Genomic DNA, 21124 nt, shown 5'->3' on the forward strand with positions numbered 1-21124 from the left:
CATGGACCGCGACCAGTTCGTGGCCGAGCTCACTCGGCGGGCCCGGGCGCTGCCCGGGGTGACCACGGTGGCGCTGTTCGGCTCGAGCACCGATCAGGGCGCTGGGCGGCGCGACCAGTGGTCGGACGTCGACTTCGCGGTGTTCACCACCGACGCGGCCGCCGACCAGGTGGGCCGGGAGTGGGCCTTCCTGCCCGATCCGGAGCAGATCGTCCTGGCCGCCCGGGAGTACGACAGCGCCGGGGTGGTGCTGTACTTCGACGGGAGCCTGGCCGAGTTCGGCGCCGGCCGTCCCTGGCCGGTCAGCGACGCGTCGTGCCAGGTGGTGTTCGGCGGCGCGGACGTCCAGCTGGTACCGCCGCCAGAGCCCGAGGATCCGGCCAACGCCATCCGGCTGTGCCTGGCCAAGCTCGCTATCGGCGCCGGCCGGGCTCGCCGAGGCGAGCGGCTGGCGGCCTCGTCGCTGATCCGGCAGCAGGCGCCGTCCGCGCTGGCCTGGGCCGTTCGCGGACGGCTGGCATCGGCCGATGCCGAACCGGCCAACTCCTTCGATCCGCTGCGTCGGTTCGAGGTCGCCTATCCCGAGCTTGCTGAGCGGCTGGACCACGCTCTGGCTGCACCGGTGGAGCAGGCGGCTCGTGACCTGCTGGTCTTCTCCCGGGACGTTCTGGAGCCCGGCTGGACCGAGTTCCCCAGCCGAGCCGCCGACCTGATCGCGGAGCGCTTCGGGTGGACGCCGCCGGACGCATCCGCGACTCGCGGCTGAGTTCAGCGGCCGGTCTGCGTGCGTCCGGCCCGTGGAGGATCTGCTGCCGCGACGGGCATAAACCGGTGGCTGCTACACGTTCCACCCCTGACGGACATGCAGACGAAAGGTCTTTGACGTGGTTCACCAGCCCGCTTTGTGGCAACCATTCTCCTTGGGCAGGCTCGAGCTGAAGCATCGGCTCGCGCTGGCCCCGATGACCCGCAGCCGGGCCAATGCGGACGGCACTCCCGGTGCCGGGGCAGCGCTGTACTACCGGCAGCGGGCCTCGCTCGGACTGCTGATCACCGAGGGCACCCAGCCGTCCGATGACGGGCAGGGCTACCTGACCACGCCGGGCATCTACACCCCGGCCCAGATCGACGGCTGGCGCGAGGTCGCCGATGCCGTCCACGCCGAGGGCGGCGCGCTGTTCATCCAACTCATGCACGTCGGACGGATCTCGCACCCGGACAACACCCCGCACCACCGCCAGGCCGTGGCGCCGTCGGCGATCGCGCCCGGGACCAAGATCTTCACCCCCAACGGCGAGCGGGACGTCCCGATGCCGCGCGAGCTGAGCGTCGAGGAGATCGGCCAGACCGTTGCCGACTTCCGGCATGCCGCGGCCAGCGCCATCGCTGCCGGGGCGGACGGAGTGGAGATCCACGCCGCCAACGGCTACCTGCTGACCCAGTTCCTTTCGCCCAACGCCAACCAGCGCACCGACTCCTACGGCGGCAGCGTGGAGAACCGGGCTCGGTTCGTGATCGAGGTGGCCGCGGCGATCGCCGAGGAGATCGGCGCCGACCGGACCGGGATCCGGATCTCGCCCGGGCTGACGGCCGGCGGGATCGACGAGGGGTCGCGCGAGGACGTCCACGCCCAGTACGAGTACCTGGTGGCCGAGCTGGCGAAGCTGGGGCTGGCCTACCTGCACGTCCATCACGGTGGCGACGACGAGCTGCTGCGAAAGCTGCGTGGGCTGTGGCCGACCGCATTGCTGGTGGTCCGGCTGGGCCGCACCCGCGAGCACCTCGGCGACGATATCGAGGCCGGCCTGGCCGATGTCGTGCCGCTGGGCCGTTGGGCGCTGGCGAACCCGGACGTGGTGGAGCGGCTGCGCCTCGACGCCCCGTTCAACGAACCCGACCCGGCCAGCTTCTACTCCGGTGGCGCGCACGGCTACACCGACTACCCGACCCTGGCCGAGCAGCAGCCCGGCAGTAACTGAGTCCGGACAGCGCAGTGGGTCGGGACGCCGCGTCCCGACCCACCGTGCTGACTCCCTAGACCTCCCTGGCGGGGACGAACTCTGAGGGAGTCCAGCCGGCGGCCTGTCCGGCTTGCCCGAAGACGGCCATCCGGCCGGCGATCATCTGCTGCATGGCCCGGCCACCGGCATAGATGGCCGGTGCCGGATCCACAGTCACCCGATCCTCGGTCAGCGAGGTGCGCAGCGCGGCGGCGAAGGCCATGTGTGAGTCCATGCCCTGGTTGATCTTGGTGACGCCCAGCTTGGTGGAGCGGGCCTTCTCGTCCTCGGGGACGCCCCAAGACTCCGGCAGCGCGCCACCGTGCTCGTTGATCACCCGACGCAGGTCGGCCGGCAGCGACGACGAGCCGTGCATGACCAGATGGGTGTTCGGGATGCGTCCGGCGATCTCGGTGATCAGGTCCATGTGCAGCACCGAAGAGTCCGGCGGCGCGGAGAACTTGTAGGCGCCGTGCGAGGTGCCGATCGCCACGGCGAGCGCGTCCACTCCGGTGCGCTCGACGAACTCGGCGGCCTGGTCGGGGTCGGCCAGCACGATCTGGGCGTGGACGCTGCCGTCCTCCGAGCCGCCGATGGTGCCCAGCTCGCCCTCCACCGAGACGCCGCGGGCGTGGGCGAAGTCGACGACCTCCTTGGTCACGGCGACGTTCTCGTCGAAGGAGTTCACCTTCTTGGTGGCGTGGTCGATGCTGCCGTCGATCATCACCGACGAGAAGCCGGCCCGGATGGCCCGCTTGCAGGTCTCGACCGTGGGGCCGTGGTCCAGATGCAGGACCACCGGGACGTCGGGATAGTGACCGATGATCGTGTGCAGGACGTCCCAGTACACCTCGTCGCTGAGGAAGGCGGACGCTCCGGCGATGGTCTGGACGATGACCGGCGACTGCGTCTCGCGGGCGGCGGCCAGCACTGCCTCGGTCTGGCCGGCGTCGGTGACGTTGAACGCCCCGATGCCGAAGCCGCCACGGCGCGCATGGTCGAGCGCCTCGCGGAGTGTGATGAGGGCCATGTCGAGATACCCCTTTCCCTGGGTCTTCATAGGCTGAGGGCACCACCGCGGTGTAGCCAGCCACGCGGCGTAACGATAACATACGAATGTCAACAGCTTCGGTTTTCTTTCATTTGGAGTCATCCGTGAGTGATGTGGTCGTCGGGCTCGATTTCGGGAGCTCGCGGATCAAGGCCGCCGCCTACGGCCGCGACGGGGCCCTGCTGCGGTCCAGCGCGGTCGAGACGCCGCTGCGCCCCGGCCAGGCCACTACCGGTGACGGGTTTCCGGTCCTCGCCTGCCTGGACGCTGCAGCGGACGCCCTGGCTCGGCTGGCGCTGCCGGCCGGGACGATCCGCGCACTCGGTCTCAGCTCGATGGGAGAGGTCGGCACCGTCCTGTCCGGCGGCGCTCTGGCCGGCTGGGACTTCCCGTCCTGGTACGGCCGGGTCGGCGCCGAGATCGAAGAGTCGCTGGTGGCTGGTTTCGGACGAAAGCGGCTGGCCGCGGCCACCGGCAACCACACAGTGCTGGTCTCGACCGTGGCCAAGCTGGGTGGGATGTTGTCGGGTCGGGGCCGGGTGAGCGGCACCTTCCTGGGCTTGTGCGGCGCCTTCGCCTGGCAGCTCACCGGGCAGGTCTGGCAGGAGGCCGGCCTGGCCACCACCAGCGGCGTCTTCGACCCGGTCGGCGGCGAGTACCTGACCGAGTTGTGGGAGTACGTCGGGCTGGCCGACGTGGAGCTCCCGCCGGTGCGCGAGCCCGGCTTCTCGGCCCCGGCCCGCACGGGGCTGGCCCGACGACTCGGCTTGTCGGCCGACGCCCGGGTGGTGATCGCCGGGCATGATCATCCGGTGGGGACGGTCGGCGCCGGCGTCCAGCCCGGCGAACGTGCCGACTCCCTCGGCACCGGACAAGCCATCTTGGCCCGAGTGGAGCCGCACCGGCTGGAGCCGGTGCGGGAAGCCCTGCTCGCCGACCCGGGGCTCTCCCTCGAAGTCTGGCCGGACGGGGGCGGCGTGCTGGCCGTCTGGGGCCCGTTGCGTCCGGGCTTGGCGATGCGCACCTTCCTTTCGGCCACGGCGAGCACCCGTGAGCAGCTGGACGAGCAGGCCCCACCGCCGGGCCAGTCCGACGTCCTCGATCCGGAGATTGCCGTGGCGATGGAGCAGGGTGACGCCTCCGCGGTGACCGGCTCGGCCGTCCAGTGGGCGTCCCTGATCGACTACTACGTGCTGCGCGCGGTCGCCGCCCGGCGGTGGCTGGGCGACCTCACCGGCGCGGACGGGACGACCGTGCTCACCGGGGGCGGGCTGCGCTCGGTCCGCTGGCGGCATGCGCATGCGCTGCTCAGCGATGCTCCGCTGGCCGTCTCCACAGTCAGCGAGACCGGTACCCGTGGGGCCGCCGGGATCGCCGGCAGCGTTGTGGACTGGTGGGGATCGGCGGCGCAGATGCCCGGGGCCACCCGGATCGAGGTGCCCGCCGGCGACCTGGCGCAGATGGATCGCGCGGCCCGCGCACTGTTCGGCGCGGGCTGAGAGCGCTTAAACGAAAGAACACCTGGGGTAATCGAAAGGCAATCCGGTATGGTTCGGCTCGTGTTCGCAGCAGACAGACGGGCTGCCATCCTGGCGAAGGTGTTCGAGGATGGCCACGCCCGCACCGTTGATCTCGCCGAGTTGCTCCAGGTGTCCGAGGTGACCATCCGGGGTGACCTGGACGAGTTGGAGCGCCAGGGCCGGATCGCCCGGGTGCACGGCGGGGCCACCATGCCGCAGAGCCCTCTGGTCGGCTTCGACGAGCGCAGCACCCAGCGGGTGGAGGTCAAGCAGCGGATCGCCGCTGCCGCCGCCCAGCTGATCAACGACGGCACCACCGTGGTCCTTGACTCGGGCACCACGATCTACGCGTTGGCCTGCCAGCTGCCCACGGTCTCCCATCTGGTGGTGGTGACCCCGGGGGTGAGCATCGCGCTGCGGCTGATGGAGGTCTCCGGGATCGAGGTCCGGCTGCTCGGCGGACGCGTGGAGCCGCGGATCAAGGCCACTGTCGGCTCGGTCAGGGCCCAGGGCCTGGAGGGCGTGATCGCCCACATCGCCTTCTTCGGGGCCGGCGGCATCGACGCCGACAACGACATCGCCGAGGGCACCTTCGGCATCGCCGACTCCAAGCGCTCGCTGATGGCCACCGCCCGGCGCCGGGTGCTGCTGGCCGACTCGTCGAAGTGGGCCAGCGAGGATCGCTACAAGGTGGCCAGTGTCGCCGAGTTCGACACCGTGATCACCGATGACGGGCTGCCCGAGCAGCTTCGCGAACGCGTCCGCAGCCTCGGCTGCGAGCTCATCATCGTCTAGCCGATGTCCAGCTTCCGACCCAGGCCGTGCCCTGGCGTCGGCCCCTTGCGCGACCCTTCGACCGCCCGGCCGCGGCTCGGCGCGCGTGTGACCTGCCTCTCGTTGCTGGAGCCTGTGGTGTTACCGCTCGCAGGAAACCGCAACCGTTGAGAAGGCTCATATCAAGCAAACCAAACCTCTTGACTTTCGTTTACTGTTGATTATGATCTCTCTCAGTAACCCTCGGGCCCGGCGTCAGTTCTGGGTCGCGCGACTGGACTGGTCGTGGGAGGCATAGCTCAATGAGGAGTCAGACATGAACAGGCGCAAGTTCCTCGCGTCAGTGGCAGCAGTGATCGCGCCCGCGCTGCTGCTCGCAGGTTGTGGAAGCAGCGGTCCGGCCAGCACCTCACCGGGTGCCTCGGCCTCGCAAGGCGCAGGCGGCACCGTCACCCTCGACTTCAGCCAGTGGTGGGAAGTCGAGCTGAACCCCGGCGTGATGCGGGGCCTGATGGATCGCTTCGAGAAGGAGAACCCGGGGATCAAGGTCAACCTGATCTCCAACCCGTACGCGGCCACCATGGATCTGGAGATCGCCGGGGCCGCCACCAAGACGCTTCCGGACGTGGTGGCCATCAACGGCACCACGGTCTACGACCTCTATGACCAGGGTGCGCTGGCCAACCTGTCCACCTTGATGAAGGACGCCGGCTTCGACGCCAGCCAGCTGGCCAACGACGACAAGATCGACGGCTCGGTCTACCTGATCCGCGCGCTCAACTTCACCTACCCGATGTACTACAACACCGATCTGCTCTCGGCGGCCGGGATCAAGGATCTGCCCACCAACCGCACCGAGTTCGCGGCCATGGCCAAGGCGGTCACCGACCCCAAGAAGAACATCTACGCTTGGTCGCTGCCGATCAACGTGCAGTCCCCGGCCGGCTTCGTCTCGCAGTCGTGGCTGTGGTCGGGTGGCGGACGGTTCCTGAAGGACGGCAAGCCGGACTTCTCCTCCGACCAGGTGAAGTCCTGGCTGGAGTTCCTGCAGAGCCAGTACAAGGCCGGCTATGTGGCCCCGGGTGCCTTCACCCAGCAGGAGCAGGCGATGGTTGAGGAGTTCACCGCGGGCCGCAACGCCGCGATGATCGGTTCGCTGGCTCACATCAACGGCATTCGCAAGACCAACCCGAAGCTGAAGTTCACCATCGCTCCGGTCCCGGCCGTTGACGGCTACACCGGCAAGCACGGGATCGCCGGCGCCAGCTGGGGTCTGGGCGTCGCCGAGAACAGCCAGCACAAGGCCGAAGCCTGGAAGTTGATCCAGTGGATCATGAGCACCGACATCAACTCCGAGCTGGCCACCCAGGCGATCGGCTTCCCCGGCAACAAGAACTCGGTGCCCGGATATGTGAAGGGTGACGAGCTGTTCACCAAGGCCTTCGAGATCTACCAGCAGAGCGAGATGGTCACCGAACTCGACGGCAAGCCCAAGGCGCTGGACCTGTTCCGCAATCTGAACGAGAACCTGGTCAAGCTGCTCGACGGCAAGGCGGACGTCCCGGCAACTCAGCAGTCCTTGCAGGACTACTGGTCCCCGGTCCTGAAGTAGCGTCGGCAGATCCCGCTGCTGCGGGGTAACAACCGAAGACCGTGTGCGGGGTGGCTGCAAGCCCGGGCCATCCCGCACCGTGCAAGGAGACAGATCGATGCAACTCGCCAAGGCCACCCAGGCGTCCTCACCGGACGTGGCGCCCCCGCGCCAGGCAAGCCGGGGACGCCGGTTCCGAACCTTCGCCGAGCCTTACGCCTACCTCTCGCCCACCATCGTGGTGATGGCGGTGATGATGGCCATGCCGGTGGTGCTGGTCTTCGGATACTCGCTGTTCAACAACGTCGTCACCACCAAGCACCCCAAGTTCGTCGGGCTGGACAACTACGTCCGGCTGCTCACCGATCCGATCTTCCAGACCGCGGCGGCCAACACCATGGTGTTCACCATCACCTCGGTGGTGCTGCACCTGCTGATCGGGCTGGGCTTCGCCATGATGCTCAACTCGGTGCTGTTGCCCCGGGGAGTGATCGCCGCCTACCGGATGATCTACATCCTGCCCTGGGTGATGACCGCGGCCATCGTGTCGATCCTGTGGCAGTTGATGCTCAACCCCAATGGCGTGATCAACTTCATACTCCAGACCGTCGGACTGATCGATCACAAGATCGAATGGCTCTCCAGCACGAACCTGGCGCTGGGCTCGCTGACCTTCATCAACGTCTGGGCCGGCTACCCCTTCTTCATGATCAGCATCCTGGCCGGCCTGCAGGGGATCCCCAGCGACCTCTATGAGGCAGCCCGGGTGGACGGGGCCGGGCCGCTGCGCCGACTGTGGAACATCACCCTTCCGCAGCTCAAGCCGATCCTGCTGTCGATGGCCATGCTCGACTTCATCTGGAACATCCAGCAGTTCTCCCTGGTCTGGCTGACCACCGGCGGTGGGCCGATCAACGCCACCGAGACCATCGGCACCTACACCTACAAGCTGGCCTTCAGTAAGTACGAGTTCTCGATGTCGGCGACGTCCGGCGTCATCCTCTTCGTGGCCTCGATGGTGATCGCCCTGTTCTACGTCCGACACCAGAAGGGGGGAGAGTGACATGGCGCTCTCACTCAAGGCCCGCAACCGCGCTCGAGCAACCCTGCTGACGATCGGACTGACCCTCGGCGCGGTCTACGCCGGCGGCCCGGCAGTCTGGATGCTGTCCAACTCGCTGAAGCCGAACGGGGAGGTCTTCGACTACCCGCCGCGGCTGATCCCCGAGACCTTCACCATCGAGGCCTACACCCGGATCTTCACCTCACCGGACAAGCTGCGCTTCTTCCTGAACAGCTACGTGGTGGCGCTGTCGGTGGTGGCGCTCACCCTGATGGTCGGGATCCTGGCCGGCTATGCGCTCAGCCGGTACAACTTCCCCGGCAAGCGGGCGCTGAGCTCGGTGATCATCTCGATCCAGGCGGTGCCGCCGATCACCTTGCTGATTCCCTACTTCGGCCTGGTGGTGACCCTGCAGCTGTACGACACCTATCTGGCGCTGATCCTCACCTACATGGTGGCGACCATCCCGTACTCGATCTTGATGATGACCGGCTACTTCAACACCTTGCCCAGGGAACTGGACGAAGCGGTGAAGGTGGACGGCGGTGGGTCGTTCCGGGCGCTGTGGCAGGTGCTCGTCCCGGTGTCGGTCCCCGGCATCATCGCGGTCGGTACCTACACCTTCATGGTGGCCTGGAACGAGTACCTGTTCGCTCTCACCCTCACCAAGAACCGCGACATGCGGACGGTGCCGGTCGGCATCCAGCTGCTGATGGGGGAGCACTCCTTCGAGTGGAGCGAAATGATGGCCATGAGCGTCCTGGGCTGTCTGCCCGTGTTGATCCTTTTCCTCTTCTTCCAGCGTCAGTTCATCGGCGGCATGGCCGATGGGGCTGTGAAGAGCTAAACCGAGAGAGTCCTGGAGGACATAGTTATGTTGGTCACCGGCGTGCAGATGCTCAGCGTCGCCAAGCAGAACGGCTTCGCCGTTCCCGCCTTCAACATCAGCGACTACGGCATGCTGCGCGAGTGCATCCGCACTGCGGAGGACGTCGGGTCGCCGGTGATCTTGTCGATCCATCCCGCGGAGTGGGCCCTGGTCGGAGACGAGTTCATGCTCAGCGTGCTGGCCCTGGCCGGCAATGCCACGGTGCCGGTCTGCGTCCAGCTCGATCACGGGGCAACCCTGGAGCAGGTGGTCGGTGCCATCCGGCTCGGCTTCACCGCGGTGATGATCGACGGATCGCTGCTCGACTACACCGAGAATGTCGCCCTCACCCGCAAGGTGGTGGAGTTCGCCCACGCGGTCGGAGTGTCCGTCGAGGCCGAGATCGGCACCATCGGCGAGCGGGATCCGTCCTCGGCAGCAGCCTTCGAGGCGATTCAGTACACCGAGCCGGCCGAGGCCCTGCAGTTCTGCCAAGACACCGGGATCGACTATCTCGCGGTGGCCGTCGGCACCTGCCACGGGGTCTACCCCAAGGGAGTGGCCCCGGACCTGAAGCTGGACCTGATCAGTGAGATCGCCGGGCTGGTCGGCCTTCCGCTGGTGCTGCACGGTGGCTCGGGCGCGTTGGACGACCAGGTCACCGCGGCAGTCGGACGTGGGGTGGCCAAGCTGAACATCTCCGCCGACATGAAGACGGCCTACTTCACCCGCGTCCGTGAGGTGCTGGCCGATCCGGCCGAGCGCGAGCCGCACGACATCTATCCGCCGGCCCTGGCCCGAGTGCGGGAACTGGTGGCCCACAAGATGGCCGTGACCAAGTCGGTGGGCACCGCCGGGCTGTACACCGCCGAGGTGCTGGCGGCCAGTGCCCCGGGCAGTGTTGGTGAGCAGGTGCTGCTCGGCTTCTGAGCCCCCCACAGCCGCAAAGTGGACATTGCGGCGGCGTCTGAGCGCCGGCGCGTCCACTTTGCGGCTGCTGAGCGCGGGACGAGACCGTCGACAGACCCTCCCTACGTAACAAGACGTACTCAATATTGCGTAGCTGGGGTGCACTTTCGAGCGTAGTCACGTGGACCGGTGAGCTGCGGATGTGCGCAAGAGTGCTCACCGGTTCTACTATTGACACCTGAATCATTGACGATTCAAAAGCTCCCCGCACACGAAGGAATGAAATGAAGCGCAGTGCCCTTGATCGCTTGGTCTCCTGGGTCGGTCTGGCCCTGGCGGCCGTCCTCCTGGTGGCCGGCGTGCTGCTCACCGTGGCCAGCACTTTCGTCAACGGTCAGGTTGCCAGCCAGCTGGCCGCCCAGAAGATCACCATGCCGGTGGCCGCCGCCTACGGGAGCCTCGCTCCTGAGGATCAGGCCGCTCTGGCGCCGTACGCCGGTCAGGAGATGACCACCGGTGCGCAGGCCGAGGCCTTCGCCGATCACTACATTCAGGCCCACATCAACGCCATGTCCGGCGGCAAGACCTACGAAGAGGTCAGTGGCGAGTTCATCAAGCTCAGCAAGGACCCGAGCGCTGACCAGGCCAAGCTCAAGGAGCTCGGCGACCTGCGTCAGACCATGTTCATGGGTGCCACCCTGCGCGGCATGCTGCTGAACGCCTACGCCTTCGGCACCATGGCCCTGATCGCCGGCATCGCTGCGGTCGCCGCCTATGTCGGTGCGGTCGTGTTCCTGGTGCTGAGCCTGCTCGGCTTCCGTCACGCCAAGGACGCCACCGGCGAGGCGCTGGCCGGAAAGGCCGCCGCGGCCGAGTGATTCCGGTGGTGGTCTGATGGCCACCTCGAACGACAAGAGGCCCGATCCTGAGACGCTCAGGATCGGGCCTCGTCGTTTCCGGAGCCGTCCCGGGGTCTGCCGCCATGGCGGCCTCGCTAGGCACTCCTACCCGCCCGTTGGCGGAGGCGTCGTGTCCGAACCGTTACCATTCCTCGGTTGCTCCGCCGTTTGGCGGACGGCCCCTGCCGAACCGGGTCGCCCTGGCGGTTACCCCGAGATCGCCTCGCGGGTCAGGATGGTCGGGCAACGTCGGAGCCCCGCCAAGGGCTGCCGAACACATCGGCCCCACCGGGCTGGTGTCCGCTACGAGTCCCAGGCGTCGTCCTGGGGTATCGCCAAAGGAGGCGAGAGTGACCCACAACTTGGCACGCAAGCGCACCGCATTGGTGGCGCTGGCTGCGTCCGGGGCCTTTCTGGTCAACGCCTGTAGCGCTCCTGGAACCACCACCGAGAGCACTCCGCAGGCTTCGACCCAGACGTCCGCTTCGGTGCAGACGACCTGTGGAACCGACAACATCACCATGAAGGGCTACTTCGAGACCGGCTTCCCGCTCCCGAAGGCGCTCACCGACGAGTTCACCAAGCAGTTCCCGAACGTCACCTGGGACGTGCGCGAGGACCAGTTCGCCGTGATCACCCAGAACGCCCTGCGGGTGCTCGCCGATGATCCGCCGGACCTGATGCGTCTGCCGTCCATCCAGCAGGCGGTCAAGGCCGGCGTCCTGCTCAACCTGGACGAGTACGCCACCGCCTACGGCTGGGACAAGTGGCCGGCTTCGCAGCTGGAGCAGCTGCGGGTCAACTCCGCCGGTGCTCGTGGCGAGGGCTCGCTCTACGCCCAGGGCCTGAACTACAGCCTGACCGGTGTCTTCTACAACAAGGACCTGGCCGCCAAGATCGGCATGACCGAGGCCCCGAAGACCCTGGCCGAGCTCGATGACGCTCTGGCCAAGGCCAAGGCTGCCGGCATCACCGGCATCGCCCAGTTCAACGGTGGCGCCACCGGTGGTCTGGCCTTCCCGCTGCAGAACCTGATGGCTGCCTACGGCGAGACCGCCCCGATCAACGACTGGATCTTCCAGAAGGCCGGCGCGAACATCAACACCGAGTCCAACCTGAAGGCTGTGCAGCACCTGCAGAAGTGGATCAAGGCCGGCTACTTCGCCGACGACGTCAACTCGCTGGACTACGCAGCGATGATGTCCCGGTTCACCGGTGGCAAGAGCCTGTTCATCTTCGACGGTGACTGGGAGTCGGGCAACTTCGACAAGACCATGCCCGGCAAGGTCGGCTTCTTCCTGATGCCTCCGCTGGAGGCCGGCGGCAAGCAGGCCGCGATGTCTGCTCCGCTCACCTTCGGAGTCAGCGCCAAGGCTGCTCACCCGGCCTGTGCGGCGTTCTTCCTGAACTGGGTTGCCACCAACCAGACCGCTCGTGAGATCACCGTCAAGATCGGTGGCTCGCACCCGATGGGCGCTCAGGATGCCTTCATGCCTGAGGTGGCCAAGGACACCGTGACCGCGCAGACCCTGGCGGCCGGTACCAAGATCGGCGTCGACAATGGCGGCATGGACTTCATCGCCAACGCGACCTCGTCGATCTACCCGAAGAGCTGGACGCCCAACTTGCAGAAGCTGGTCGCCGGCGAGGTCGAACCGGATGCTCTGCTGAAGTCGGTCCAGACCGACTACGAGAGCCAGATCAAGGGCTGACCTGCAATGAGCCAACCGCCTGCACCGTCCCACCCGAGCTGGGATCGGCCGTCTCCTCACTTCGGCTCGCGGGCGGTCGGCGCCCGGCGGGGTGGCGTCCACAAGACGTCGCCCCGCCGGGGGCGCTGGATCGGCTATCTGTTCGTCGTTCCCGCGCTCGCCTTCTACCTGGTGTTCGTGATCCGGCCGATCTTCCTCACCGTCCAGTACTCGATGTACGACTGGAACGGCGTCACCCGAGCCACGTGGGTCGGGGCCGGGAACTACCTGAAGGTCTTCGCCGACCCGACCTTGTACGGGCCGGTGCTGAACGCCTTCGAGCTGATCATCTTCTTCAGCTTCATTCCGATCACTCTTGGTCTGGTCACCGCCGCCACGGTGCGCCGGATCGCCGAGTCCAGGCTGGCCGGGCTGGCCCGCACCATCGTGTTCATCCCGCAGGTGATCCCGCTGGTGGCCGCCGGCATCATCTGGAGTTGGCTGCTGGCGTCCAACGGCCTGGTGAACCAGCTGCTCCGGGCCATCGGCCTGGGCGGCATCACCAAAGCCTGGCTCGGCGATTTTGGAACCGCCCTCCCGGCGGTCGGCATGATCGGCGCCTGGGTGCAGCTGGGCTTGTGCACGCTGCTGCTGTTGGCCGGCATGTCCAAGATCGACGGCTCGCTGTACGAAGCCGCCCGGCTGGACGGCGCCGGACCGCTGCGTGAGTTCTTCTCGATCACGCTGCCCAGCCTGCGTCAGGAAATCGTGGTCTGCGTCACCGTCACGGTGATCGCGGCCCTGTCCAGCTTCGACATCATCTACATCTCCACTCAGGGCGGCCCGGGCAACTCGACCCTGGTGCCGGGCCTGCAGATCTTCTACTTGGCCTTCTCGGAGAACCGGGTCGGCCTGGCCTCGGCGCTGGCCGTGACCCTGATGGTGCTGGTGTTGGCCGTCGTGCTGCCGATCCAGCTGCTCGCCCGAGAGGACAACGAATGATCGCCTCCAAGCGCGAGACCGTGATCGGCCGGATCCTGCTGATCCTGCTGATGCTGTGGACGTTGATGCCCTTCGTCAGCCTGTTCGTCACCGCCCTGCACAAGTCCGGCAGCTACCCGGCCGGCGTGGAATGGCCGGCCGACCCGCAGTGGGGCAACTTCGCCCTGGCCTTCCAGAGCGCCCAGATGGGGGCCCTGGTCTGGTCGAGCGTCCAGATCGTCCTCGGTGTGGTGCCGATCTCACTGGTGATCGCCACCATGGCCGGCTATGCCATCGGCCACCTGCGGGTCCCGGGGCACAAGCTGCTGTTGCTGCTGTTCGTGTTCGGGCTGACCCTGCCTTTCGAGGGCATCATCACCCCGCTCTATTACCAGATTCGCGACTTCGGCCTGCTGAACACCCGGTGGGCCATCATCCTGCCGCTGATTGGGCTGTTCATGCCGTTCTCGGTCTACTGGATGCGGGCGCACTTCGTGAACATGCCGGCCGAGCTCTCCGAGGCTGCCGAAGTCGACGGCGCCAACCGCTGGCAGATCTTCTGGCGCGTGCACGTCCCGCTGGCTCGTCCGGCGCTGTCCTCGCTGGGCATCCTGCTGTTCTTGTGGACCTGGAACCAGTTCCTGCTCACCGTGGTGCTGGTCAACGACCCGCTGAAGCGCACCGCGGCCGGTGCCCTGGGAGCCTTCCAGGGCCAGTGGGGGACCGACATCCCGCTGCTGTGTGCCGGATCGCTGTTGATCATGGCGCCCACGCTGCTGGTCTTCTTCATCTTCCAGCGGCAGTTCGTGGCCGCGCTGCTCCAGGGCTCGATGAAGGGCTGATCCGACTCTGATGCACCGTCGCACTCTCCCCTCACGGCTCGCTGTGGCCGTCCGCACCTGCACAACTCTGAAGGACCCGAAATGAACAGCCGCTTGGCCATTCCGAACGTCGACCCCGAACTGGCGGCGGCTCTCGAGGTCGCCCTGGAAGGGACGCCCTCGCCGATCACCTTGGCTGACATCCCGGCCAAGCGGGCTCAGGACTGGGAGGCCTCGCACGAGGCCCGCCGGGCCGTGATCGGACGCGGCGTGCGGGTCGAGGAGTTCGACATCCCCACAGTCGACGGCCAGACCGTCCGGCTCGACCTGCTCAGCGGGCCCAACCGCAGTGCCACCAGCCCGCTGGTCTACTACGTCCACGGCGGCGGCATGATGCTCGGCAACCGGTGGAGCGGAATCGACGTGGTCGAGGACTGGATCCACCGATTCAATGCCGTGGTGGCCAGCGTGGAGTACCGGCTGGCCCCCGAGGCCCAGTACCCGCTGCCGCAGGAGGACTGCTACGCCGGACTGAAGTGGATCGCCGACAACGAGCACCGGCTCGGCCTCAAGGTCGGCTCCGGGATGATGGTCGGGATCAGCGCCGGCGGCGGCCTGGCCGCGTCCGTTGCGCTGATGGCCCGGGAGCGCAGTGGGCCCAAGCTGGCCGGCCTGATGCTGATCGCGCCGATGCTGGACAACCGGGACGACACCACCTCGGCCCGGCAGTACGCGGACGGTATGTGGTCGGTCGAGGAGAACACCCTGGGCTGGGACTCCCTGCTCGGTGAGGCTGCCGACCATCTGGACGACCTGCCGGACTGGGTGATTCCGGGCCGCTGCGCCGATCTCAGCGAGCTGCCGAACGCGTTCATCGAGGTCGGCACGGCCGATATCTTCCGGGACGACTCGGTCGACTTCGCCAGCCGGATCTGGGCAGCCGGCGGCCGCGCCGAGCTGCATGTCTGGGCCGGTGGCTTCCACGGTTTCGAGGTGCTCAGCCACACGCTGTTGGCCCAGTCGGCTGTGCATGCCCGCAGCAACTGGCTGCAGCGCCTCTTCGGGATGCCGGAGAACGTCGTCGTGCAGTGATTGCCGACGCGACAGGCTCGGCTTTCAGCGTCCCGGGTACGATGGCCGCTTCTGATGAACAAGGCATCCCATGCGTGAACTGATCCAGCGCCTCAGCGCGCTCGATGATGACGCGGCCTCGGCAATGAAGATGGTCGCGCACTTCGACGCACTCCTTGCCCAGGGCGCCGGAATGACCGCATTGGTCCGCGGCGCGGCCGTGCTGTCGGGCTGGCCGTGCGGGCTGCATCTGCCGCAACACAGCATCTACGCCCGGGTGGACGCCCAGGGCCGATCGATGAAGCCGCCGGCCGACTCGTCCGCGATCCAGGCCTGGCCGCACCAGTACCTCGAGGACGGTTCGGACGGCGTCGTCTGGCTGGAGCGTCCCTCCGATCAGACCGGAGCCAGCGATGCGCTGATCCTGGAGCGGCTGGCTGCCGGCGTCCATCTGACGATCGAGCGGGTCAGCCCGGCCGCCATCACCGATGACGCCGCCGCAATCGAGATCATCGCCTCGGCTTCCTCACTGACCGCACGTCGAAAGGCCGTGAAGCGGCTGCGGCTGAGCGAGACCGCCATGGTTCGGCTGGCCGCCTTCCGGGCGTCCGACCCGGCGCCGCAGCGCTCGGCCGCCCTGGGCAGCGTGCTGGGGCCGATCCGAGTCGGCATCGTCGAGGACGGCCACGACGACCCGTCCGGGCCGGTCGGGCTGGGGCCGCGAGTGCCCGTGCTGGACGCCTTCCGGACCACTCAGCAGGCGGTGGCCGCCTTGGCGCTGAGCTCGCGGCTGAACCCGGTGGTCACCTGGGACGAGTGGGGCCTGCTGGCCGAGCTCGCGCTGAGCACTCCGGCCCGGCACCCCGACGTCGAGCGGGTGGCGGCCTTGGACGATGAGCCGCAGCTGCTCGACACCATCGAAGCGTTGACCATCACCGACACCGTCCGCGGTGCCGCCGGGCTGCTCGGCCTGCACCACTCCACGGTCCAGCAGCGGCAGACCCGGATCGAGGGCATCCTCGGCTTCCGGCTGTCCGATCCGGTCGGACGCCTGCGCGGACTGGTGGCTCTGGCCGTCCATCGGATCCGGGAGGCCCGGGCCACCGCCGAGCCCACCGAGTAAGCGGTCCTTTCGCAAGACTCACCTGCCAGTCGGCGGGGTGGGGCCGGGCGATGCCGGTCGGGTGACTCCAGGGAGGCAGGCGGACGCCATCGCGGACGCCACCACCAGGGCGATGCAGATCGGCAGTGCGCGCTGCAGCCCGGCTACGAAGGCGGGCCCGGGCAGGTAGGCGCCGCCGGCCAGGAACGCGGCAGTGGCGACCGCCACCCCCAGCGCCATCCCGAGCTGACGCAGGCAGGAGTGGATCGCTGCTGCCAAGGCGCGGTCGGCCTCGGGACGCTTGCGCATCACCGCTGCTGACAGGGGAGCGAAGGTGAGTCCCATGCCGACGCCGGCGAGGGCCAGCGGGGTCAGGATCGCCGGGTAGTCCAGTTGTGGAGCAACCACGTTGTCGATCCACGTCAAAGCCGTTGCCTGGCACAGCGCCCCGAGGATCAGCACAGGGCGGGCCCCGATGTGCTGCACTGCGAGCCCGGCCAGCGGCGCGATCACCATGGGTGCGAGCGTCCACGGCGCAGCCAGGAGCCCGGCCTGAAGTGCGGTGTGCCCCAGAGCGACCTGCAGGTACTGGCTGAGGAGGAAGATGGCGCCGAAGACCCCGGCGCTGGCCAGCAGTCCGGCGACGTTCGTGGCAACGAACGCCCGGTCGCCGAAGCGGCGCACCGGCAGCAGGCTGGAGGGGTCGCGCATTCCCCGGACGACCAGCACGGTCAGCGATGCCGCGGCCGCCGCCAGACCGCCGACCACGATCGCCGAGCCCCCGGTGTGCTCCTGGCCGCTGGCCAGTGCCCAGCTCAGTGGCAGTACGAAGCCGATCGCAGCCAGACTGCCGAGCAGGTCGAACCTGGTCCCTGCTCGTTCGGACTTGGGGAGGATACGCAGGGCGGCCATGATCGCCACCACCCCGAGCGGGAGGTTCATCCAGAAGATGCCGGACCAGTGCAGGCCGTCGACGATCACCCCTCCGAGCAGTGGCCCGACGGCGATGCCGAGCCCGTTGATGCCGCTCCACACCCCGACCGCGAGTGGGCGTCGAGCTTCGGGGACCGCGCTGCTGAGCAGGGTCAGCGAGAGCGGAACGATGGCCGCGGCGCCGGCCCCCTGGACGATCCGCGCCGCGATCAGGGCGTGAATGCTGCCGGCAAGGGCGGCGGCGACCGAGGCGACAGCGAACAGGCCGCTTCCGAAGAGGAAGACGCGGCGGCGTCCGAACCGATCGCCGAGCGCGGCGAGGGGCAGCATCAGGCTCGCGAAGGCCAGGGTGTACCCGTTCACCACCCAGGAGAGCTGGACGATGTCGGCCCCGAGTTCACGCTGGATCGCCGGCAGCGCGAAGGTGAGTGCGAGGTCGTCGATGGCGGCCATCGCCATCGGCAGCGAGGTCGTCGCAATCACTGCGGCGATCCGGGGCTCAGGCTGGTGAGACATCGGTCGACTCCACTAGATACAGACACTATCTAGCTATAAGATAGCACTGCTATCCAGTTGACGAAGCCCGCGAGGAGTCCGGTGAAGATCTCAGAGCTTTCCGATCGGTCGGGGGTGCCGATCGCGACGATCAAGTTCTATCTCCGTGAAGGGCTGCTGGCCCCGGGTGCTGCGCTGAATGCGCGGGAGTCGGCCTACGACGAGACCCACCTGCGGCGGCTGCGGGTGATCCGGGGGTTGGTACAGGTCACCGGCGCCTCGATCGAACAGGTGCGCCAACTCATGGCAATCATTGAAATGCCTGGCCAGAGCGCGATTGAGGTCGTCGGTAGAGCATCCACTGCGCTGTCTGCTCGGCAGGCGGCTGCCAGCGGCACGCCGGACACCCAGGAAGCCGAAGGGCTGCTCACCCGGCTCGGTGTCAGTTTCGCCGCCGAATCGGAGAACCTGCGGCTGCTGGCCTCGGCGCTCGAGTTGGCCGGCCAGGTGGGGCTCAGCCCGTCCGATGATCAGCTGGCCGTCTACGTCCAGGCTGCGCGCGAGGTGGCGCGAGCCGACTTCGCTCGGGTTCCGTGGGACGACCCGCAACAAGCGGCCGAGTGGGCAGTGCTGGGGACGGCGCTCTATGAGCCGATCTCGAGTGCACTGCGCCGACTGGCCCACTCCGAACTGGCCGGACGGCTGGACCAGGCTCATCCCGAGGCGACCCCCGACCGGTGACCGCCGACGGGTGAGTCACGCCCGATCGGCGGCGGTGCCGAACTCGCCGGGCCGTCCTCACTTGGGCTTGTTCTCAGCCTCCCGCCGGCGGGCGAGCGCCTGCCCGGACGGGCCCGCCTCGGCCAGCTGCCGGAGGGTGGCGATCAGGCCGTCCAGCTCTGCGGAGTCCGGCAGGACCGAGCGCAACTCCTCGTGGAAGCGCCGTTCGATCTCGGCGATGGCCGACGCCTTCGCTCGGCCCTGCGGCGTGAGCGTCACTCGTGTCACTCGGGCATCGGCGGGGTCGGTGGACAGTTCGGCCAGCCCGGCGGCCGTGATGGTGCGAGTGAGCCGGCTGGGGCTGCCCGGCTCGCAGACCAGCTGGGCGCCCAGTTCCTTGACCGACAACGGCTGCGATGCGGACGCCAGAATGGTGAGCACCTCCGCCTGCGCTGCGGTGACGTCGAGGGGGCGTAGTGCCTCCGCCAGTCGGCGGCTGCCATCGCGCTGCGCGGCCAGCACGAGGTAGCGCAGTTCCTCGATCTGATCCATGCGGTCATCATAGATGACGCGGCATGCGTGACGTGTCTTGCATATCCGTGACGCGGCACCTACCCTTTTACGTGACACGTCACGTAAAAGGAGCACATCATGATCGCTGTCCTTGGCGCCACCGGCTTCATCGGTGCCGCGCTCACCCAACAGCTAGCCAGTGGCGACGAGCCGGTCCGGGTCTTGGTTCGCGACCGTGGCAAGGCTGAGGACCGCCTGGGCAGGTTCGCTGATCGCGTCGAGATCATCACCGGCGATATGCACGACCCGGCGGCGCTCGATGCGCTGCTCGACGGCGTCCGCGCGGTCTTCGTTCTGGTGCAAACCGTCACTGCGCGCCAGCCCTCGACGGCTGGCGGGTACGCCGACGCCGAACGGCAGGCGATGCAGGCCTTGGTGGCGGCCGCCCGACGGGCGAAGGTTCGCCGGGTGCTCACTGTCGGGCTGATCGGGGCCAGCCCATCGGCCGCCAACCCCTGGGTCCGTTCGCGGGCCGAGCTGACTCAGGCGCTGCTGGACAGCGGGTTGGACGTCACCGTGCTGCGGGCCGGCCTGGTGGTCGGCATCGGTGGCACGGGCTATGACTGGCTGCTCGCCGTCGTCCGCGGCGAGTCCTCGGTGGTTCTCGGTGGTGGAGGGCAGCGCTGGTCCTACATCGCGCTGTCCGATGTGGTCGGGTACCTGGTCGACGCCATCGATGAGCCGTCCACCTTCGGAAAGGCTCTGGACGTCGGCTCACTCGAGACGCCGACCTACTCCGAGCTGTTGAGCCGTACCGCGGTGGCGATCGGGCGGCGTCCGCCGCGTCCGTTGCGGCTGCCGTTGCGGCTGGTGGTCGCGCTCGCGCCACTGATCGAACGGCTCGGACGACTGCCGAAGGGCGGTCTCCGGACCGCCATCTTGCACCTCGGGGACGATCTGATCGGCGATCCGCTTCCGGTCCGGGCTCTGCTGGCCCGCGACCTGCTCGACTGGGAGCAAGCCGTTGCCGCAGCAGCCGTGCCCGGTCGGCTGGCCGGGGTGGCCGGCTGAGCGCGCGTGTGGATGCCGGCCGGCTGAGCGGGCGGGGGTCAGCCTGATCTGGGACCGGGTCGGTCAGGGTGTGCCGACCAGGGTGGACGGCAATGGAATCGTCCCCGGGTCAGGAGGCTTGGCGGTCGGGGCCGAGTTCGGCGGCCAGGGCCTGGGCGGCCGCGGCGATCGAGTGGCCGAGCGGACGGCAGGCAGGGGCGGTGCGCTGCTGGGCCGAGCCACCTACCCACACCGTGCTGGTCGGTCCGAGGGTCTCGGCCAGCTGGATGGCCAGCTGGGCGTCTCGCTTGCGGTGCGCGGAAGTGATCGAGTGCTGGGAGCCGGCCTTGCGGGCGGCCCGGCACCAGTCGGCGGCAGGCACCTGGGTGCCCAGGTAGACGGTCGGGACTCCGGCCCGACGGGCGGCCACGGCGAAGGCCATCAGGCCCAGCTCATGCTCCACTCCGGACACCGAGCCGACCAAGATCGGGGCTCCGGGCTGTTGGCGTCCGGCCGCGTCGTAGGCGGCCGAGAGCCGGCGCAGCACGATATTGCTGACCAGATGCTCCTCGGCGATGGTCAGCCGGCCGGCCGCCCACTCCTTGCCGAGCCGGACCAGGGCCGGCATTAGCCACCCGTCGATCACCGACTCGTACTCGGCCAGCGCGAACTGCTCGTCGATGATCCGGCTGATCGCGGCCGCGTCGAACTCCGCAGCCGCGTCGACGAGCCCGGCGAACGGGTCGGCCTGTGATCCCGCCGCCGCGGCCAGGCTCGGGACGGCCTGAGGCCGTCGGCTCAGCTCGTCCGCTGCCGTGCTGGGTGCCCAGCCGGCCGCCACCAACGCCTGCATGGCCTTGATCGTGGCCAGGGCGGCATCGTCGTAAAGCCGGTAGCCAGAGTTCCCGCGCACCGGCGTGAACAGCTGATAGCGGCGCTCCCAGGCGCGCAGGGTGTGTTCGGTCACCCCGGTGGCGCGGGCAGCTTCTCCAATGGTCATGTTCATGCTGGTCACAGCCTAGACAAACCTTAAACGCAGATGTCGAAAGATACGCAGAATGTCTAAGGCTGT

Annotated in this window: 20 protein-coding genes; 16 read left to right on the top strand and 4 right to left on the bottom strand. The window is 68.1% G+C overall.

Annotated features, from left to right (window positions below; translation table 11 throughout):
* The first annotated feature begins 1 nt into the window (after position 1).
* Entirely contained in the window at positions 2 to 766 is a 765-nt protein-coding gene (locus ATK74_RS00380; RefSeq protein ID WP_098459178.1) for a hypothetical protein, read from the top strand.
* Between the two features lie 118 nt (positions 767 to 884).
* A complete protein-coding gene (locus tag ATK74_RS00385) occupies positions 885 to 1979 on the top strand; it encodes an alkene reductase (protein ID WP_098459179.1) in 1095 nt (364 codons plus the stop codon).
* Positions 1980 to 2034: 55 nt separating this feature from the next.
* Here the strand turns inward: ATK74_RS00385 and ATK74_RS00390 are convergent, their stop codons facing one another.
* A complete protein-coding gene (locus tag ATK74_RS00390) occupies positions 2035 to 3030 on the bottom strand; it encodes a ketose-bisphosphate aldolase (protein ID WP_098459180.1) in 996 nt (331 codons plus the stop codon).
* A gap of 125 nt (positions 3031 to 3155) precedes the next feature.
* Here ATK74_RS00390 and ATK74_RS00395 point away from each other — a divergent pair, with 125 nt between their 5' ends.
* From ATK74_RS00395 to ATK74_RS00450, 12 genes are all read left to right on the top strand, one after another.
* Positions 3156 to 4550 carry an FGGY family carbohydrate kinase gene (locus tag ATK74_RS00395; RefSeq protein ID WP_169923663.1) on the top strand — a complete coding sequence of 465 codons (1395 nt, stop codon included), beginning with the start codon at positions 3156 to 3158 and terminating at the stop codon, positions 4548 to 4550.
* A gap of 60 nt (positions 4551 to 4610) precedes the next feature.
* Complete coding sequence (locus tag ATK74_RS00400) at positions 4611 to 5366, top strand: DeoR/GlpR family DNA-binding transcription regulator (RefSeq protein WP_169923664.1); 756 nt, start codon at positions 4611 to 4613, stop codon at positions 5364 to 5366.
* A 295-nt stretch (positions 5367 to 5661) separates the two neighbouring features.
* Entirely contained in the window at positions 5662 to 6957 is a 1296-nt protein-coding gene (locus tag ATK74_RS00405) for an ABC transporter substrate-binding protein (RefSeq protein ID WP_098459183.1), read from the top strand.
* A 97-nt stretch (positions 6958 to 7054) separates the two neighbouring features.
* The gene (locus tag ATK74_RS00410) at positions 7055 to 7999 is read left to right on the top strand and encodes a carbohydrate ABC transporter permease (protein ID WP_098459184.1); all 945 of its coding nucleotides are present in this window, start codon (positions 7055 to 7057) and stop codon (positions 7997 to 7999) included.
* 1 nt (position 8000) lies between these two features.
* Positions 8001 to 8846, top strand: coding sequence for a carbohydrate ABC transporter permease (locus ATK74_RS00415; RefSeq protein ID WP_098459185.1), 846 nt, complete (start codon positions 8001 to 8003; stop codon positions 8844 to 8846).
* Between the two features lie 27 nt (positions 8847 to 8873).
* Positions 8874 to 9797 carry a ketose-bisphosphate aldolase gene (locus ATK74_RS00420; RefSeq protein ID WP_098459186.1) on the top strand — a complete coding sequence of 308 codons (924 nt, stop codon included), beginning with the start codon at positions 8874 to 8876 and terminating at the stop codon, positions 9795 to 9797.
* A 263-nt stretch (positions 9798 to 10060) separates the two neighbouring features.
* Positions 10061 to 10654, top strand: coding sequence for a hypothetical protein (locus ATK74_RS00425; RefSeq protein WP_098459187.1), 594 nt, complete (start codon positions 10061 to 10063; stop codon positions 10652 to 10654).
* 371 nt (positions 10655 to 11025) lie between these two features.
* Complete coding sequence (locus ATK74_RS00430) at positions 11026 to 12387, top strand: ABC transporter substrate-binding protein (RefSeq protein WP_211283232.1); 1362 nt, start codon at positions 11026 to 11028, stop codon at positions 12385 to 12387.
* A 6-nt stretch (positions 12388 to 12393) separates the two neighbouring features.
* Positions 12394 to 13368, top strand: a complete 975-nt coding sequence (locus tag ATK74_RS00435; protein WP_098459189.1) for a carbohydrate ABC transporter permease — start codon at positions 12394 to 12396, stop codon at positions 13366 to 13368.
* Complete coding sequence (locus ATK74_RS00440; RefSeq protein WP_098459190.1) at positions 13365 to 14189, top strand: carbohydrate ABC transporter permease; 825 nt, start codon at positions 13365 to 13367, stop codon at positions 14187 to 14189. Before ATK74_RS00435 ends, ATK74_RS00440 begins: the two co-directional genes overlap by 4 nt.
* An 81-nt stretch (positions 14190 to 14270) precedes the next feature.
* Positions 14271 to 15260, top strand: coding sequence for an alpha/beta hydrolase (locus tag ATK74_RS00445; RefSeq protein ID WP_098459191.1), 990 nt, complete (start codon positions 14271 to 14273; stop codon positions 15258 to 15260).
* Positions 15261 to 15330: 70 nt separating this feature from the next.
* Positions 15331 to 16362, top strand: coding sequence for a helix-turn-helix domain-containing protein (locus tag ATK74_RS00450; RefSeq protein WP_098459192.1), 1032 nt, complete (start codon positions 15331 to 15333; stop codon positions 16360 to 16362).
* Between the two features lie 18 nt (positions 16363 to 16380).
* Here ATK74_RS00450 and ATK74_RS00455 read toward each other — a convergent pair whose 3' ends face one another.
* Positions 16381 to 17790: a DHA2 family efflux MFS transporter permease subunit gene (locus ATK74_RS00455; protein WP_098459193.1), complete on the bottom strand. Its 1410-nt coding sequence runs from the start codon at positions 17788 to 17790 to the stop codon at positions 16381 to 16383.
* 81 nt (positions 17791 to 17871) lie between these two features.
* Between ATK74_RS00455 and ATK74_RS00460 the strand changes: the two genes are divergently transcribed.
* Positions 17872 to 18510 (top strand): MerR family transcriptional regulator, encoded by a 639-nt coding sequence (locus ATK74_RS00460; RefSeq protein ID WP_169923665.1) that lies wholly within the window; start codon positions 17872 to 17874, stop codon positions 18508 to 18510.
* A gap of 57 nt (positions 18511 to 18567) precedes the next feature.
* Here the strand turns inward: ATK74_RS00460 and ATK74_RS00465 are convergent, their stop codons facing one another.
* A complete protein-coding gene (locus ATK74_RS00465; protein WP_098459195.1) occupies positions 18568 to 19041 on the bottom strand; it encodes a MarR family winged helix-turn-helix transcriptional regulator in 474 nt (157 codons plus the stop codon).
* Positions 19042 to 19140: 99 nt separating this feature from the next.
* Between ATK74_RS00465 and ATK74_RS00470 the strand changes: the two genes are divergently transcribed.
* Positions 19141 to 20073 (top strand): SDR family oxidoreductase, encoded by a 933-nt coding sequence (locus ATK74_RS00470; protein WP_098459196.1) that lies wholly within the window; start codon positions 19141 to 19143, stop codon positions 20071 to 20073.
* 109 nt (positions 20074 to 20182) lie between these two features.
* Here ATK74_RS00470 and ATK74_RS00475 read toward each other — a convergent pair whose 3' ends face one another.
* Positions 20183 to 21052, bottom strand: coding sequence for a MerR family transcriptional regulator (locus ATK74_RS00475; protein ID WP_169923666.1), 870 nt, complete (start codon positions 21050 to 21052; stop codon positions 20183 to 20185).
* Positions 21053 to 21124 lie beyond the last annotated feature (72 nt).

Source organism: Propionicimonas paludicola (assembly GCF_002563675.1).
Classification (GTDB): Bacteria; Actinomycetota; Actinomycetes; order Propionibacteriales; family Propionibacteriaceae; genus Propionicimonas; species Propionicimonas paludicola.

Excerpts from the sequence above, each read along its gene's own strand:
- ATK74_RS00380 (WP_098459178.1), top strand. The coding sequence starts at position 2 with ATGGACCGCGACCAGTTCGTGGCCGAGCTCACTCGGCGGGCCCGGGCG.
- ATK74_RS00390 (WP_098459180.1), bottom strand. The coding sequence starts at position 3,030 with ATGGCCCTCATCACACTCCGCGAGGCGCTCGACCATGCGCGCCGTGGC.
- ATK74_RS00405 (WP_098459183.1), top strand. The coding sequence starts at position 5,662 with ATGAACAGGCGCAAGTTCCTCGCGTCAGTGGCAGCAGTGATCGCGCCC.
- ATK74_RS00410 (WP_098459184.1), top strand. The coding sequence starts at position 7,055 with ATGCAACTCGCCAAGGCCACCCAGGCGTCCTCACCGGACGTGGCGCCC.
- ATK74_RS00415 (WP_098459185.1), top strand. The coding sequence starts at position 8,001 with ATGGCGCTCTCACTCAAGGCCCGCAACCGCGCTCGAGCAACCCTGCTG.
- ATK74_RS00420 (WP_098459186.1), top strand. The coding sequence starts at position 8,874 with ATGTTGGTCACCGGCGTGCAGATGCTCAGCGTCGCCAAGCAGAACGGC.
- ATK74_RS00425 (WP_098459187.1), top strand. The coding sequence starts at position 10,061 with ATGAAGCGCAGTGCCCTTGATCGCTTGGTCTCCTGGGTCGGTCTGGCC.
- ATK74_RS00435 (WP_098459189.1), top strand. The coding sequence starts at position 12,394 with ATGAGCCAACCGCCTGCACCGTCCCACCCGAGCTGGGATCGGCCGTCT.
- ATK74_RS00440 (WP_098459190.1), top strand. The coding sequence starts at position 13,365 with ATGATCGCCTCCAAGCGCGAGACCGTGATCGGCCGGATCCTGCTGATC.
- ATK74_RS00445 (WP_098459191.1), top strand. The coding sequence starts at position 14,271 with ATGAACAGCCGCTTGGCCATTCCGAACGTCGACCCCGAACTGGCGGCG.
- ATK74_RS00450 (WP_098459192.1), top strand. The coding sequence starts at position 15,331 with ATGCGTGAACTGATCCAGCGCCTCAGCGCGCTCGATGATGACGCGGCC.
- ATK74_RS00455 (WP_098459193.1), bottom strand. The coding sequence starts at position 17,790 with ATGTCTCACCAGCCTGAGCCCCGGATCGCCGCAGTGATTGCGACGACC.
- ATK74_RS00465 (WP_098459195.1), bottom strand. The coding sequence starts at position 19,041 with ATGGATCAGATCGAGGAACTGCGCTACCTCGTGCTGGCCGCGCAGCGC.
- ATK74_RS00470 (WP_098459196.1), top strand. The coding sequence starts at position 19,141 with ATGATCGCTGTCCTTGGCGCCACCGGCTTCATCGGTGCCGCGCTCACC.
- ATK74_RS00475 (WP_169923666.1), bottom strand. The coding sequence starts at position 21,052 with ATGACCATTGGAGAAGCTGCCCGCGCCACCGGGGTGACCGAACACACC.